This is a genomic window from Veillonella sp. KGMB01456, from assembly GCF_023051165.1.
Classification (GTDB): Bacteria; Bacillota; Negativicutes; order Veillonellales; family Veillonellaceae; genus Veillonella_A.
Genome location: NZ_JALKIG010000048.1, coordinates 1 through 15,531 on the forward strand (window position 1 = coordinate 1; position 15,531 = coordinate 15,531).

At 42.2% G+C, this 15,531-nt stretch carries 14 protein-coding genes, 1 pseudogene and 1 riboswitch; of the genes and pseudogenes, 4 read left to right on the forward strand and 11 right to left on the reverse strand.

The window, feature by feature from the left end:
- Window positions 1-175: 175 nt before the first annotated feature.
- Window positions 176-1,111: a hypothetical protein gene (locus tag MXE28_RS10225; protein WP_021841114.1), complete on the reverse strand. Its 936-nt coding sequence runs from the start codon at window positions 1,109-1,111 to the stop codon at window positions 176-178.
- A 221-nt stretch (window positions 1,112-1,332) separates the two neighbouring features.
- Window positions 1,333-2,076, reverse strand: coding sequence for a helix-turn-helix domain-containing protein (locus MXE28_RS10230; protein ID WP_021841113.1), 744 nt, complete (start codon window positions 2,074-2,076; stop codon window positions 1,333-1,335).
- Between the two features lie 381 nt (window positions 2,077-2,457).
- Here MXE28_RS10230 and MXE28_RS10235 point away from each other — a divergent pair, with 381 nt between their 5' ends.
- From MXE28_RS10235 to MXE28_RS10245, 3 genes and pseudogenes are all read left to right on the forward strand, one after another.
- On the forward strand, window positions 2,458-3,081 hold the full coding sequence (locus MXE28_RS10235) for a site-2 protease family protein (RefSeq protein WP_021841112.1): 624 nt from the start codon (window positions 2,458-2,460) through the stop codon (window positions 3,079-3,081).
- A gap of 63 nt (window positions 3,082-3,144) precedes the next feature.
- Window positions 3,145-3,626, forward strand: a pseudogene (locus MXE28_RS10240) (low molecular weight protein-tyrosine-phosphatase).
- A 147-nt stretch (window positions 3,627-3,773) separates the two neighbouring features.
- On the forward strand, window positions 3,774-4,643 hold the full coding sequence (locus MXE28_RS10245; RefSeq protein ID WP_156704006.1) for a HigA family addiction module antitoxin: 870 nt from the start codon (window positions 3,774-3,776) through the stop codon (window positions 4,641-4,643).
- 110 nt (window positions 4,644-4,753) lie between these two features.
- Here the strand turns inward: MXE28_RS10245 and MXE28_RS10250 are convergent, their stop codons facing one another.
- The 8 genes from MXE28_RS10250 to MXE28_RS10285 form a co-directional block, all read right to left on the reverse strand.
- Window positions 4,754-5,392, reverse strand: a complete 639-nt coding sequence (locus MXE28_RS10250; protein WP_226974613.1) for a bifunctional 2-keto-4-hydroxyglutarate aldolase/2-keto-3-deoxy-6-phosphogluconate aldolase — start codon at window positions 5,390-5,392, stop codon at window positions 4,754-4,756.
- Window positions 5,393-5,515: 123 nt separating this feature from the next.
- Entirely contained in the window at window positions 5,516-6,466 is a 951-nt protein-coding gene (locus tag MXE28_RS10255) for a sugar kinase (protein WP_156704004.1), read from the reverse strand.
- A 42-nt stretch (window positions 6,467-6,508) separates the two neighbouring features.
- Entirely contained in the window at window positions 6,509-7,564 is a 1,056-nt protein-coding gene (locus MXE28_RS10260; protein WP_156704002.1) for a LacI family DNA-binding transcriptional regulator, read from the reverse strand.
- 324 nt (window positions 7,565-7,888) lie between these two features.
- On the reverse strand, window positions 7,889-8,215 hold the full coding sequence (locus MXE28_RS10265) for an AzlD domain-containing protein (protein ID WP_021841106.1): 327 nt from the start codon (window positions 8,213-8,215) through the stop codon (window positions 7,889-7,891).
- Window positions 8,212-9,036, reverse strand: a complete 825-nt coding sequence (locus tag MXE28_RS10270) for an AzlC family ABC transporter permease (protein WP_226974614.1) — start codon at window positions 9,034-9,036, stop codon at window positions 8,212-8,214. The genes MXE28_RS10265 and MXE28_RS10270 overlap by 4 nt, the downstream gene beginning before the upstream one ends.
- Window positions 9,026-10,171, reverse strand: a complete 1,146-nt coding sequence (locus MXE28_RS10275; RefSeq protein ID WP_021841104.1) for a 5-methyltetrahydropteroyltriglutamate--homocysteine S-methyltransferase — start codon at window positions 10,169-10,171, stop codon at window positions 9,026-9,028. Before MXE28_RS10275 ends, MXE28_RS10270 begins: the two co-directional genes overlap by 11 nt.
- 67 nt (window positions 10,172-10,238) lie before the next feature.
- A riboswitch (SAM riboswitch) is annotated at window positions 10,239-10,348 on the reverse strand.
- Between the two features lie 211 nt (window positions 10,349-10,559).
- Window positions 10,560-12,002 (reverse strand): [FeFe] hydrogenase, group A, encoded by a 1,443-nt coding sequence (locus tag MXE28_RS10280; RefSeq protein WP_226974615.1) that lies wholly within the window; start codon window positions 12,000-12,002, stop codon window positions 10,560-10,562.
- 353 nt (window positions 12,003-12,355) lie between these two features.
- Window positions 12,356-13,027 carry a hypothetical protein gene (locus MXE28_RS10285; RefSeq protein ID WP_226974616.1) on the reverse strand — a complete coding sequence of 224 codons (672 nt, stop codon included), beginning with the start codon at window positions 13,025-13,027 and terminating at the stop codon, window positions 12,356-12,358.
- A 540-nt stretch (window positions 13,028-13,567) separates the two neighbouring features.
- Between MXE28_RS10285 and MXE28_RS10290 the strand changes: the two genes are divergently transcribed.
- Window positions 13,568-14,518, forward strand: a complete 951-nt coding sequence (locus MXE28_RS10290; RefSeq protein WP_226974617.1) for a 2-hydroxyacid dehydrogenase — start codon at window positions 13,568-13,570, stop codon at window positions 14,516-14,518.
- A gap of 130 nt (window positions 14,519-14,648) precedes the next feature.
- Here the strand turns inward: MXE28_RS10290 and MXE28_RS10295 are convergent, their stop codons facing one another.
- Complete coding sequence (locus MXE28_RS10295; RefSeq protein ID WP_021841100.1) at window positions 14,649-15,344, reverse strand: RraA family protein; 696 nt, start codon at window positions 15,342-15,344, stop codon at window positions 14,649-14,651.
- Between the last annotated feature and the right edge of the window lie 187 nt (window positions 15,345-15,531).

The window sequence follows — 15,531 nt, forward strand, 5'->3', positions numbered from 1 at the left end:
ATCCTAACTATCTATGGGATTAAATTACCAACTCAAAATGTCCTATAACCCTAAAATAACGCTGCGACCTACTTAACAGTAGTGCGAATCAGCAACAAAGCAGTTTAAAACAAACAAGGCGGTTATGCAATTTCGAAATTGCATAACCGCCTTTTAGTTACTAAATATTATTTAATTATTGACCGGTATACACGTTAAACAACTCTTCCATGTTAACTAAACCGTGTGGCGCCGGACTTACCAAGTACAAGCTGACTACTGCCAAGATTGTAACGGCAATAGCTGCATAAGAGAATGTGCCGCGTTGGCTAAATTCATACATGCCGAACAAACGCATGCCGATAGCGGCACCAACAGCTGCCACCAAGGCTTCCATAGAGAATAAGAAGTCGGATGCGAAAAGTGCCAATACACCTACGAAGGCAGCTACAAAATAAATTACCGGAATCATTACGTCCTGTTTGCTTGGGAAGGATCGACGCAATGCTTTGGCATATATGGAAATATCCAAACCGAACAAGCCTAAGAACAACAATAGGAAATTCCAAATAACCGACCACGTGCCACGGAACGCATCGCGATGTTTACTTGCATACCAAGTGAAAGCGGTTAAGCCCAAAATACCAAGACCTACTAAGATAAAGTAGTAATCAACCGGTAATAAGCGAACGGCGAATACACCGACCAAGCACCATACGGCGGCAGTCACAACACTGAGAATTACGCCTTTGAGCTCCGGCTTTTCATTGGCCGGTAAACGGTTGTACATGCTCATGGCCAATTCGGCAATAAAGCAGAAAATAAAGAAAGCAATGGCAGCCGGTGGCATAATAAAGGACAACACAACGGAACCTACGAGGGGAATCGCCAAACGCCAACCTTTAAACAATACGAGGTTTTTTATATTCAAGCGAAAATCCTGAGTCTCCGAGGTAAACCCGTTATACACCGCAAAAGTAAGCATAAATGATACTAATTCTGCCGGTGTAGCACCCCAAATTAATAATGTCGGTACTACGATAAACGATAAGGCCACACCGGTGAAACGTGAAACAACAGCCGCACAAAATCCGGCGGTCAAATAAGGCAACAGTGCAAGAACAATCTCCATGATTAACTCCATTCTACTAAGTTTAATTGAAAAAACGTTTCTTTCATACACTCTAGTATAACGAATTCAGGCCTTATAATGCAACACTTCGCCCTATTAATCCCACCTATTATTCTTACAATTATTTGATAGCTTACAGCCCTTTCTTACGTTTTTTCTTTCAGACTTTTCTTACGAACCGACTTACATTATTTTCTTTCGGCCTTTTCTTACCAACTTGCTTACGACCTTTTCTTATACCCTTGCCATGCGTCCAATCGCCGTCGCACCGCCGAATAGGAACATCCCAATTGGTCTGCAATCTGCATCGGACTATGCCCTTCCTGATAGCGCCTGCACACCTCAAACATGTCTAGGGCCAAATTATTTCCCCGCAAGCGAACGCCTTCTTCTTTTAACCGTTCCGCTACGGTAGCCGGTTTCACGTCATACAGGGCCGCCAATTCCGTCGTCGACATATGGCGTTGCTCATATAAGTAGGCCAATTCCTTAACATTTAAATACACTCGTTTATTGCTGTGGCGAATCTCAATGCCGCTATTACGCAACGTTTTCAAAACGGTCCAACGAGACATGCGAAGGTGCTGTGCTATCCAGCCGGCGCTTTGCCCGCTGTTATACAAACTGATAATTTGGCGTTTCACAGAAGGTGTAGGCTCTCTAAAATCCGACTTCTTGTTCATTAACAGTCCCATTTCATGTAAACGGGCCGCTACGGTTGTATGGGAACATTGATAGCGAACTGCCAATTGCTTAACCCCAAGGCCGACGTTTTGATATAAGTGAGCCAATTCCGCTTCCGGCAATTGCTTGCGTCGCGTCCGCACCGGAATTTGATACACATGCAAACGACGAACCACCGTATCTTGACTACACCCCAATTGCTTGGCTATTTCCCAAGTCGACAACTTTTCTTCCGTATATAAACGGTTTAACAATTTCATTGGAATTACGACTTTTGCCATAGATCCATCTCCCCTATAAAATACACTAACTTTTCCGTCTGTCCCCTATTTTCATCCAGATAATTCAAGCGCGTTCTCCCAAAGCCTCATTCATCTTTTAACACTACCTCCATTATAAAAACCACGACGGCAAGGAGCAAGCCATCGACTCATACCATTGGTGCGCATCCGCACTGTCAGTATGAGACTCACACCATTGGTGCGCATCGTCAGTATGAAGCTCATACCAATAATGTGCATCCTATGAAAACGTCCCTATCTTTTTACAAGCCCCTTCTCTTTCGAACCCACCAATTTAAGAAATTATGGGTGATTTTTTTGCTTACATCGATAATTTACGGTATACTATAAATTACATTACATCATACAAAGGAGCTGACTATGTTTAACTTTAATCTATTAAGTATTGTAGCCGCTTTACCGGCTATCATCATTGCCATGGCCATGCACGAGTATGCGCATGCCAAAGTAGCCGACGCGTTGGGCGATGATACGCCGCGCCGTACGGGACGACTCACCATGAATCCCTTCGCTCATATCGATTTACTCGGCATGTTGATGCTTTTGCTCTTGCATTTCGGTTGGGCAAAACCGGTTATGATCAACCCGGCTAATTTTAAAAATAAAAAACGCGATGACACCCTCGTTTCGCTCGCCGGTCCGGCAGCCAACCTAGTCATTGCCTTTATATCCGCGTTCGTGCTGTTTTTCATCAATAACCACGGCATCGACGTATCTTCCGGACTTTACACGGTAATCTCGCTCATGGTAATCATTAACATCAACTTTGCCTTGTTCAATTTGATTCCCATTCCGCCTCTTGATGGAGCGCACATTGTTTCCAACATGCTCTCTCCATACTGGCAGATGAAATATTGGCAATGGGCCCGTTACGGCTTTTTGATGCTAATCTTGCTCATTTACACGCCGTTCCTGACCTGGGTGTTGATTCCGCTGCAACAAATGATTCTAAGTTTGTTTGCTATGATTCTCCAGTTCGTCTAAAACGATTTAGTGCCTATGTAGCACGCCACTTTGTTTATAGTATTTATTGTAAAAAGGGCGCTTATGAAAACACTGAAAAAACCAATCCACGTGCAGTTCGTCTGCCACGGCAATATTTGTCGTTCACCAATGGCTGAATTTGTTTTCAAAGATTTAGTCACAAAGGCAAATCTGAACGAGTATTTTAAAATCGACTCCACTGCACCAGCCGCGAAGAAATCGGGAACGACACTCATCACGGAACAAAAAGTAAACTCCGTGCCCTCAATATCCCCTTTACACCACGAGCCGCTCGACAAGTGACCAAAGCAGATTACAATTCGGCAGATTATCTTATCATCATGGACGAAAACAATCGTCGCAATTTGAGTCGCGTAATCGGCCCGGACGCGGACGGTAAAGTAAAGAAAATGCTTTCTTTCGTCGGCGAATCACGAGATGTTAAAGATCCATGGTACACCGGCAACTTTGACGAAACCTATGATGACATCAGTAAAGGCTGCGAGGCGTTGTTGGCGGAAATTAGAAAGCAGTATAACATTTAAAACTAGCTCATCTAAGTGCTTACTTAGATGAGCTTTTTCATTTAAACAATCACCTATATATTTAAAATACATTGACATTTGTGTTATATAGAATTAAAATTAAATTACTAGTTAGGTAATTTGATTTTAAAGAGGTCAGCAAACATTATGAATAATTACATAGAGTACAATAATAAAATGGCCTTCCATCCGGGCTACTATATACAAGAATTAGTTGAGGATAGTGGTCTTACCCAAGAAGATTTTGCCAAACGCTTGGATACGACACCTAAGAACCTTAGTCTTTTAATCAGAGGCGAACAAAATTTATCTATAGATATTGCTGTAAAATTAGCTCGGCTGTTCAACAACAGCATTGAGTTTTGGCTAAATTTACAAGCAACTTATGATGCTGCCTTAGCTGAAATAAAATCATCCGAAGAACTTGAAAAAGAGCGTCAAATATTTAAATTCATTAATTACAAATATTTTGTAAAATACTTTGATTTACCCCAAAATTCAAAAAATATAGATCTGCAAATTAAAACATTACGTAATTTTCTTCAACTTTCTACCCTATTACTACTTACAAAAAAGGATCTAATAAGCAAATTTAGAGATTCGACTGATAACTTGCCCCTGAATCAAGTGATTATGGCTAATGCAATGTTACAAGTAGGTATAAATCAGGCATTACAAATTGAAGCTGTTAATTTTAACAAAACTAAATTCAAGAAGTCTATTAACTTTGTAGATATTTTGTACGCGGATAATAAATTAAATTTCAATCTTTTAAAGAAGGAATACGCTGATTATTACGATAATATTGATGACACCTTATTAAACTCAGGTGTTATTTTAACAAAAATACCTGCTATGCCCGGTACAAACTTCCGTAGTGCTACTAAAAAACTAGGTTCCAATATTATGTTATTAATTAATGATACCAATACTAAATCAGCCAACACATTAGATACTATATTTGCCGAAATGACTAATATTGCCACCGGCAACTATGGTATTACGTTAAATAATTAAATACAAAAAAATCCTCGAAGTTTACCGGAGAATGTCACAACCAATAAGTTTATGAACTAATTCTCAATTCACTTCGAGGATTTCTTTATATTCTTCAAACCTTATCTAGCTTATTTTCTGGCTTCTGCCACCGCAACAACGATTTTTTTAGCTGTTTCGGTAATTTCAGTCAAAGATTTTCCGCCACCGGTCAACGCGCCGCCTGCCCCGACAGCAACAGCACCGGCTTTAAACCATTCGGCTACATTATCAATGCTTACGCCGCCGGTAGGCATCATTTGAGCTTGTGGCAATGGGCCTTTTACAGCTTTAATGAATTTGCTGCCCATAACTTCGCCAGGGAATACTTTAACAATATCGGCACCCAATTCCAAGGCTTGGATTACACCTTGAATAGTTGTAGTACCCGGCATGCAAGCTACACGATAACGATTACATAATTTGATGGTAGCTTCATCAAATGCAGGGGAAACAACAAAAGCAGCCCCATTTAAAATAGCCATGCGAGCTGTTTCCGCATCAAGCACGGTACCGGCACCAATAACAACTTGTGCATTATCTTTGTATTTTTCAGACAAAGTCAAAATGGCTTCATGCGCACGTGGCGTGGTGAAAGCTACTTCGATAGCCGTTACACCACCGGCAATGCAGGCTTCAGAAATCTGAACTGCTTCATCCGGCGTATTACCGCGAATAACGGCAACAACGCCTATTTTTTTTACTGTTTCAATAACTTGTAATTTGTCCATGATAAAATCCTCCTAATATATCCATTACTTTATTTTTTATGTCACTATACCTAATATTAAACACCGTGCAATGCGTGTAAGCGCTTACTTTTTAAGTTATAGGTTAGGTATATAAACTACATTTTATTCACTTAACTTAGCACTCTTTTGATACGTCGCCAATTGTTCCGGTGTAGGCAATCCTTCATTATCTCCTTCCACCTGCACCTGAAGTGCACCAATCGCTGCTCCGCGGCGAACCGAATCCGCCCAACTGAGTCCTTCCAAGCGGCCGCTGATAGTGCCCACCGCAAAACCGTCACCGGCTCCAACCGTATCGACTACCTGTTCCACCACATACGCCGGTGCATAGAAGGCTTCCGCTTCTGTTTTAACAAAAGAACCTTTAGTTCCCAATTTAATAACTACTGCTTTGGCTCCTTGTTTGAGATAGAAGTCCGCAATGGCTTCCGGTGTATCAAAACCAGTCAAAATTTTCCCTTCACCAAAGCCGGGTAACACAATATCCGCTAACGATGCCAAGTAGTTGATTGTTTCACGCATAGCTTCTTCGGAAGGCCATAAAGCAGGACGAAGGTTGGTATCAAAGGAAACCTGACCCCCATGTGCTTTAGCAGCTTTCATCATGGCTATGGATGTTTCGCGGCAACTATCCGACAACGCCGCCGGAATACCGGTAACATGTAAATGATCATATTTATCCCAAGCAACTGTATCAACGATAGCCGGTTCCATATACGAGAACGCTGTGAAACGCCGGAAATTAACAACCTCCGGATCGCCTTCCAACGTTTTTGCTTTAAGTTGCATGCCCGTTCGATTCACCTCATCGAGCGTAACATAGTCCGTATTAATATGCTGTTCTTTTAAAAAGTCCAAAATATGTTGACCAAACGGATCATTGCCGACACGGCTGATATACGACATATCATGTCCTAAGCGACTCATACCGACTGAAAAATTCACCTCCGCACCGCACACATAGCGGTGAAACGTGGTTACATCTTTAAGTGCCTTCGGCTCCGTTGCCACCATGAGCCCCATAGGCTCACCAAATGTTAAAACTCTTGCCACCCTCCATACCTCCTAAATATATTTTTAAAATGCCAATATCTCTTACAGGGAGTCGCGCTCCACAATTTTGCCCGACAAAATAATATGTTGCTTCGCCATAGACGTACTACCTGAAGCCTCCGATGTCACTAAATCCTCAGACGCTTTAAGACTAGCCGAAACCCTCAGCAGCAATAGACGTGCACATTCACTGCCTATTTGATGCGACGGTAATTCTATTACCGATATGCCCGGTCCGATACTATCCATCCACGGCCAATTATCATAACTGAAAAGTCCCACATCATCAGGGCTCCGTAATTTATTGCGCCTTAATAAATAGGCCATATCACTAAGTACAACACCATTACCGGCAAATAAAGCCAGCTTTTCACCGGCATCACGGGCCGCTGCCAAGGCAGAAAGAATCGCCGTTTTGAGAGACTCTTTATCTGCCTTAGTATATTCCAACGTCATAGCTTGGCGATTTGTTAAGGCTTCATACTGTGTCGAAAACTCATCAAATCGTTCACGCCGAATTCCATTGGTTCCAATTTGCCGCGTAGCAAAAAGAATGCGTTCATACCCCTTACTTAACAATAAGTCCAAACTATCCTTCGTCACCTGCTTCGTATCGACAGACACTATGTCACATTCACAGCCTTCAACCGGTCTATCTGCCAACACAATGGGCACCATGGTACGATTCACTTCGTTCAAATATGAAACATTCGCGCCGGTTGCATTGATAACAAGACCGTCCACACCTTGCGCAATCATCGACTGAATATAGCGTTTTTCCTTATCCGGATCATCACCGGCATCAGCCAATAGCACGGTAAAGCCATGTTGTTCGCAATACTCCGAAATACCGGTGTAAAGGATGGCCGAGAACGGGTTTGAAATATCTGATACGATAACACCAATCATATGACTTTGTTGCAACCGCAAACTGCGAGCCATGCGATTCGGTTTATATTCAATATCCTTGATGACTTCACTGATACGTTTACGTGTTTCTTCGGACATGAATTCATATTTCCCGTTTAAAAAGCGTGAAATTGTGGTTTTTGAAAAACCTGTTCGAGCTGCCACATCAGCGATTGTTACCTTTCCCATACAGCACCTCCCTACGCTAAAATCAATTTTTTAAGTCTCGTTCTAAGCTATGTATTCAATCACGTTCTAATTTATGCTTTAATTAACAGTCTACTTTGTTTTTATTTCACGAAATCGATTTACGAAATCGATTTCTAAACTTGTTATACTCATAATACATCATCAGAAATCGTTTGTAAAACCCTTTAACAATACTTTATAGTCATAGAACTGTCGCAATATGTAGCCTATTTATATTTTTCACAACAAAAAAGCCCGACTCTTCCCTTAATTATAGAAAGAGTCGGACTATATCCGATTTACATACTAAACTATATAATCAACCTAAAATATCTCCTGCACCAAGAACATGTACACAATGGTGCCTACGGCAATGCTAAGCAATAAATTGCGCCGCCAATAGTGAACGGCCGCCAATATTACCAAAGCAATGGCCTCCGGAATGCCGTTCGGCGCTACCGAGAGCGATACATCCTTTAACGAATACACCACCAAGAGCCCCATAACGGCGGCCGGCAACATATCGCCTAAGTACGTCACGATGGCCGGCGGTTTTTCCGACTTGGCAAAAACGACAAACGAAATAAAACGCGTAGCCATCGTACCAAGGACGACGGCGCCAATGGTAATCGTCATTTCCCAAGCTGTCATGAAGCCGTCCCCCCTTCATCTGCTAAATCCGTTTCTTTTTTACCCTTAAACTTATACAGTAAACTGAAGATAACTACCATGAGGGCCATGGCCGGCAGCATAAATACATCCGGCCCCAAGACAATACGCATCAAGAGCGACACGCCGAGACCGATACAGCCGGGCAGTAAATTTTTGCCCTTTAACAGGATATCCAGGAATATAACCGCAAACAAGGCCGCTAGAACAAACTCAATACCTTTTAAGTTTAAGGTAATGAATTGACTGCCTATGGAGCCCATGGCCACGCCGAGCACCCAATAGACAAAGTTCAGCCACGTCACATGAAGATAAAACCAGCCTCTATCCACATTATCCGGCAAATTTACGGTCGCGTTGAGGGCAAACGACTCATCACACATGCCGAAAATAAGGGGATATTTTTTCCACCCCTGTGAAGTATAGCGGGTTAACATGGTCAACCCGTAAAAAATGTGACGTCCGTTAACCATAAAGGCCAGAATAAACGCCCCCAACGGATCAAAGGGAGCGGTCAATAAGGCGACGGTCACAAACTCCATAGAGCCTGCAAAGATGGTCGCGCTCATAATAATCGGCAAATACCAAGGCAGGCCCTGTCCTACGGCAAAGAGGCCGTAGGAGATGCCCAGAAATAAGAAGCCCGCACAAATCGGCACGGTTAAGGGAAAAGCGTAGCGAAACGCCTCCCGCCCCGCACTCTTGTCATGGCTCTTCTTACTACCATCGGGTGAAGTGGCAGCTTCAGTCGAAATATTATTTACATTGCGACTTTCATCATTGCGACTTTCATCATTCTTCATAGGGCCCCCAAGCCTTTTCAGCAACTCGTTTAATGAGTGCCAACTTAGCAAATTGTTCTTCTTCGGTTAAATTATTGCCTTCTTCCGTAGAGGCAAAACCACATTGCGGGCTCAAAGCCAATTGGTCTTTTGGCACATACAAGCTGGCTTCTTCAATACGAGCCAATAGGTCTTCTTCTTTTTCAAGTTCAGGGAACTTGGAAGTAACGAGTCCTAATACGACCTTCTGATTTTTTATAAAACGAAGCGGTGAAAACCCGCCGGCACGGTCGGAATCGTATTCCAAGAAGAAACCGTCAATGTTACAATGACCGAACAGTGTTTCCGCCACCGGTTCATAGCCCCCCGATGAGAACCAAGTGGAACGGAAGTTACCGCGGCAAATATGCATAGTTACAGCTAAATCGTCCGGTTTACCTTCCAAGGCATAATTAATTACTTCTACATATTTTTTAGCAATATGATTTAAATCTAAACCACGGGCCGCATATTCTTTGCGTTTTGTTTCATCGCAGAATTCACCCCAAGAAGTGTCATCCAACTGAAGATAACGACAACCGGCATCATAGAATGCCTTAATCGCCTTACGATAGGCTTTGGCAATGGCTTCAAATAAAGCCTCTTCATTTTTATACTGCGCAATAGGTTCATAATGTTCTTCGCGAACACAGCAAATCAAATGGAGCATGGATGGCGACGGAATCGTAAATTTAGCAACCGCTCTATCACCGGCCGTGGCTTTTACGAATTTAAAATCTTCCAAAAACGGATGGTTATCCGGGAAGTCGATATCGCCTACGATTTTAAGAGTGGCCGCTTTAGGCTGATGGCCTTTAAAAGCTACGGACCAATGGTCCGCTTTAATACGTTCAACGCCCACCAATTGTTCCAAGAAATCTAAATGCCAGTACGCACGGCGAAATTCACCATCTGTTACAGCTTTAAGACCTACGTTAACTTCTTTATCGATTAAGTCGCGAATGGCTTCATCTTCTACCTTACGAAGTTCCGCTTTACCAAGAGTCCCCGCTTCTACTTCTTGGCGCGCTTTTTTTACAGATTCAGGTCGTAAAAAACTCCCCACAACATCATAGCGGAACGGACCTTTCCCAATTGTCTGCTTTGCATTACTCATATTCTCAATCTCCTCTCAAAAGTGGCAGCTAATAAAAAAAGTCGTCAACAAATGACGACCTACTGTCTTATCATCTGCCGGTTACCCGTTGGACTTAGCACCTTGCCTCTTGCATATGCATCAAGCAGGTTGCCGCAGCATCACCGGGCCAAATCCCTCAGCTGCTCTGGATGATTCTATAAAATTATAGCTACCTGGGGGTAAAACATTACCCTTTCGATGTATATTATAATACTTCAATCAGAGATACATGTCAACTGTAGTTATACAAAAAGAGCATCAAATACTGTGATTGTCACAAGCATTCGATGCTCTATGATTCGCTAATCGGAATATTCGTTTATCTCGTTATCGAAATAAACGTTTATTCAATTCTCAGCCTATCCTCTTATTCAGGTTTCTTGAATTTAGGGGATGTTGGGCAAGTTTCAGGCGTTACATCTTTACGTACACCAAGATCGCTACTGCGGTCGGTGAAATGAGTGTGTAACAACTGTTCGGACAATTCGCCCAATGGTTTATCAAAGAATTCAGTGTAAATTGCTTTGATTTCAGGGTTTTCATAGCTGGAACGAAGTTTCATGTTGGAATCCATATCATAGATACCTTTGATACGAGCTTCACGAACTTTGTTAGCTACCGGCATTTTAACGCGTGGCTGACCGCCGCCACCGATACAACCGCCAGGGCAAGCCATCATTTCAACGAAATCGTATTTTTTACCATTAGCTTTCATGTCGTCCAAGAATGTACGGATATTTTTACCACCATGAACAACTGCTAATTTTAATTTTTTGTCGCCAATTTCAACTTCCGCTTCGCGAACGCCTTCCATACCGCGAACTTCCTGCAAGTTAGTGTAACGTTCAGGAGTTGGTTCTTCACCGGTAATGAATTTGTAAGCACTACGAACAGCTGCTTCCATAACACCGCCGGTATTACAGAAGATTACGGAGCCACCGGTTTCAGCACCGATGTATTTATCCATCTGAGATTCTTCTACCTGAATGAAGTCGATACCGGATTCACGAATCCATTTACCGAATTCACGAGTCGTAATACAGTAATCGGTATCACGAAGCTCTTCTTTTTCCCAGTATGCAGCGGATTTATTCTGTTCAGGACGACGAATTTCGAATTTCTTAGCCGTACAAGGAGCCACGCTCACGGATACGATTTTCTCAGGATCGATATTCATCTTCTTAGCGAAATATGTTTTAATAACAGCTGCTTCCATAGCGATACAGCTGCGAGTTGTAGAAATGTTTGGTAAATATTCAGGATAGTAAGTTTCGCAGAATTTTACCCATGCCGGGCAGCAGCTTGTAAACTGTGGCAATTCACCATGACCGTTTACAACGCGTTCGATTAATTCGCTGGCTTCTTCCATAATAGTTAAGTCGGCACCAAAGTTGGTATCTACTACATAGTCGGCACCAAGTTGACGCAATGCACCAATCATTTTGCCTTCTAAAACGGAACCCGGTTCATAACCGAATTCTTCACCGATACCTACACGTACAGCCGGTGCAGTTTGGATAACAACGATTTTATCAGGATCGGCGATAGCTGCTTTTACTTCGTCCAGTTCGGAACGTTCGTTCATGGAATCGAATGGGCAAGCGGCTGCGCACTGACCGCAATGAACACAAATCGGTTCATCACCGGTAGATTCTAAATCGTAGTAGTCAAGTACACCCATAACGTCAGCACAAGCACGACGGCATAATGTACAGTTTTTACATTTAGTTAAATCATGAATGATTGCAGGATTGTTCTCTGAAATCGGAACACGACGATCAATATGTTGGAATCGACTTTCGAAACTCATAGTTTTGCACCTCACACAAATAATACTAGTTATGTATTCAATATAATCCAACCTCTGTTGGAACCGACATCGACCAAAATTGTATGGTTGTGAGTGATGTCTCTTTGTAGTATAGCAAATTAAATCTCCTGTTTTCAAATAGGAATTAGATTATCATTGTGCATTATTACTCTGCAAAAAGTATGATAATACCGCCTTTTTTAGAGGATTTAAAAAATCAAAAAACAGCCTTCGAACAAAGGCTGTTTTTATAAATTTTGTTGCATTAGTTTACTACTTGTGTCTACTCGATGCGTACTTTCAACTATTTACAATACGATGTCATCAAATAGCCCCTTAGGCAAGAGATGGTCTTATCGGTGCAAAGTAAACTGAGCCAATGAGTACAGGGTCTTGCCTTTAATCACGCAAGCTGCTACGTCTGTTCTAATCAACTCTTTTACTCTGAAAACAAGCGCTATAGCGGACCAATAGCTGCATAATTCCGCCATTTCTTCCAAGTTTTGATGATAGGCAGACCATAATGAAACCATGTTTTTTTCAAATAATGTTTCACCTAATACGAGTCCCCCTATAAAAATAGCGAGGTAGCTAAGCAGCGTTCGATCACTAAGATGCTCTTTATATAAAGCAACTATTAAAGAGCGTCCTCGCCACACAGCAATACAGAACAAAATTGCCATGGCACCTAAAAACCAAGGTACATACGCACCAAACCACACTTCATGTATTCCCGGAAATTCCGGTCCGGTGGCCGTCCATGCCATCGGATAGAAAACACGGCCCCAACTCAATTCACGACCCAGTGCCACTAAAAATAATACCGCCGCACTCAGCCAAAGCCACCGCGTAGAGCGAGCTCCTGACATTGACCACTTAACCGTCATTACAAAGCCGCCTAACAGTATGAGTGCCTCTATATTTTCAATCCAATTATTTTCCCAAAAAGCCCAATCGGGCAAAAGTAAGGCTAACGGCCAAACAGCTATTAACAGCACTATGCTTACTTTGTTAGTTATTTTCACTCTATTACCTCCGTATCTGCTTGTGAGTTCACTTTTCGTATATCTTGTGAATTATCTTTTCGTATATCTCGTGAATGCTCTTTTTCGTATATGATGTATATATTATTAATTTCATTATTCAGAATGTTCATACATCATTAGGTACAGTTTATAAAATATTTATAATTTGTAAATAATTTATTTAAATTTTACGCTTTTTTTACAATTAATCAAACAAAAAAGAGATTTAGCGTACCACTATATACAAAATGTTCAAAATGGCATTAATAAGGTTCTTATTGTTGTTAATAATTCTCTTTATAAAAAAAATATATCAAGTTTATTTCACATGATGTACGAGAATTTGACGGTATGCATCGTTTTTCAACGTATTCTCAAACATTATTTAATATTATTTTTCATATCCGAGTGAATCTCCATGGCTTCGGCACGTTTGTATTCTCCGGTTATTTGGCGTATAATCTAAATTAATAAGAGCTACAATAATATATGTTAGCTGCTAACTCTATACATACTCACTAATTTAAACGAGGTGACAATATGAAAATCATCGTGATGGAACCATTAGGCGTATCCGCCGCCAAAATCGAAGAAGTCAGTGCCCCACTTAAAGCAGCCGGCCACGAATTCTTCTATCCTGAAACCCAGGAATTAGACCAAGCTAAATTATTGGATCGCGTAAAAGACGCGGACGTGTTGATTTTAGCCAATCAGAAATTATCCGGTGACATCATTCGCCAATGCCCGAATCTCAAAATGATTTCTATCGCCTTTACCGGCGTGGACCATGTGGATTTAGACGCCTGCCGCGAACGGAATATCACCGTTTGTAATGCTGCCGGCTACTCCACCAATGCCGTAGCTGAGCTCGCTTTTGGTCTTGCCATTTCCGTAATTCGCAATATCGTGCCTTGCGACCATCAGGCACGTCATGAAGGCACTAAAGCCGGTTTGGTAGGTTTTGAACTGTTTGGTAAAACCTTCGGCGTGGTAGGTACCGGTGCCATTGGTCGCCGCGTAGCTGAAATTGCCCTCGCTTTCGGTTGCAAAGTTATTGCCTATAACCGCAGTGAAAAACAAGATCTCATCGCTAAAGGCGTTAAATTCGTTTCAAAAGAAGAATTATTCCGTGAAGCTGATTTCGTATCTTTACACACACCGTTAACAGCTGAAACGAAAGGTCTCGTGAACGCCGACATGATTAAACTCATGAAACCGACGGCCGTGCTCATCAACACGGCTCGCGGTCCCGTTGTAGATAGCGATGCCTTAGCGGCCGCTCTTAACGAAGGTCGTTTAGCCGGCGCCGGCATCGATGTATTCGAAACGGAACCGCCAATTCCGGCCGACCATCCGCTATGTCATGCAAAAAATACCGTTCTCACACCGCATGTAGCTTTCACCAGCAAAGAAGCGCTCGAAACCAGAGCGGATATTGTTATTGAAAATATCAAAGCGTGGGAAGCGGGCAAACCTCAAAACTTAGTATAGTTTCACAATTACAACAAAAAGCAACCGAACTTACATAACACTGTAAGCATCGGTTGCTTTTTTATAATCATCACCCTAAAGTTAATGACTGTTTAGTTTTTAGTTTTTCAAGTTTTACTCTCGGCTACAATTAATATTGGTCGTCGATAATTTCGGTGCCCTGCTCTTTGAGTGCGTCTTCCACCCATTGACGATCCGCATCACCGGTCAAAGCGGCATGCACATTAGCGGCATCTTTGGCTTGGATTTTTTTAGCCCCCTCTAACACTTCTTCCGCATCCTGCCAAGGCACAACGATAACACCATCGCGGTCCATGACAACAATATCCCCCGGATGTACGGAAATGCCGCCGCAAGCGATTGGCGTATTGATCTCACCGGTGCCATCTTTGTAAGGGCCTGCCGGATTGGTGCCGTTTGCATAAACAGGCATGCTCATAGCCTCTACCGCATCACTGTCGCGAATCGGTCCGTCAATTACAAGGCCGGCAATTTGTTTATAAATCGCATAGCCCAACATGACTTCACCCATGATCGCCCGATATTCCGTGCCCCCGTCATTGGACACCATAATAACATCGCCGGGCTGCGCCATATTGAGAGCTTTATGAATCATTAAGTTATCACCGCCACGCGTTTTTACCGTCAAAGCACGGCCTACCGTCACCGGTTGTTTAGGTGAAGATTTCAAAGAAACGCGCGGATGCAATGCACTGAGGCGCCCCATACAATCCGCCACATTTGCCGCCGGAATCCCCTGATATTCGTTCAATAGTTCATCACTTACCATCGGTCTTTTTAAATACACTCGATTACCTACTGCCACTAGTATCACTCCATTCTTTTGAAAACATCATCACTTTTTGCTATGACTAGCTTATATATCTATAATACTAGATATCCTCTCTTTTTTACAAGTAAAAAGAGGTATAATATAAATAAGCACAAATAATTTAGAATGCTAATTGCAATATCAAATGCGACAAAATTTTAATCACGAATTTATATGTTTA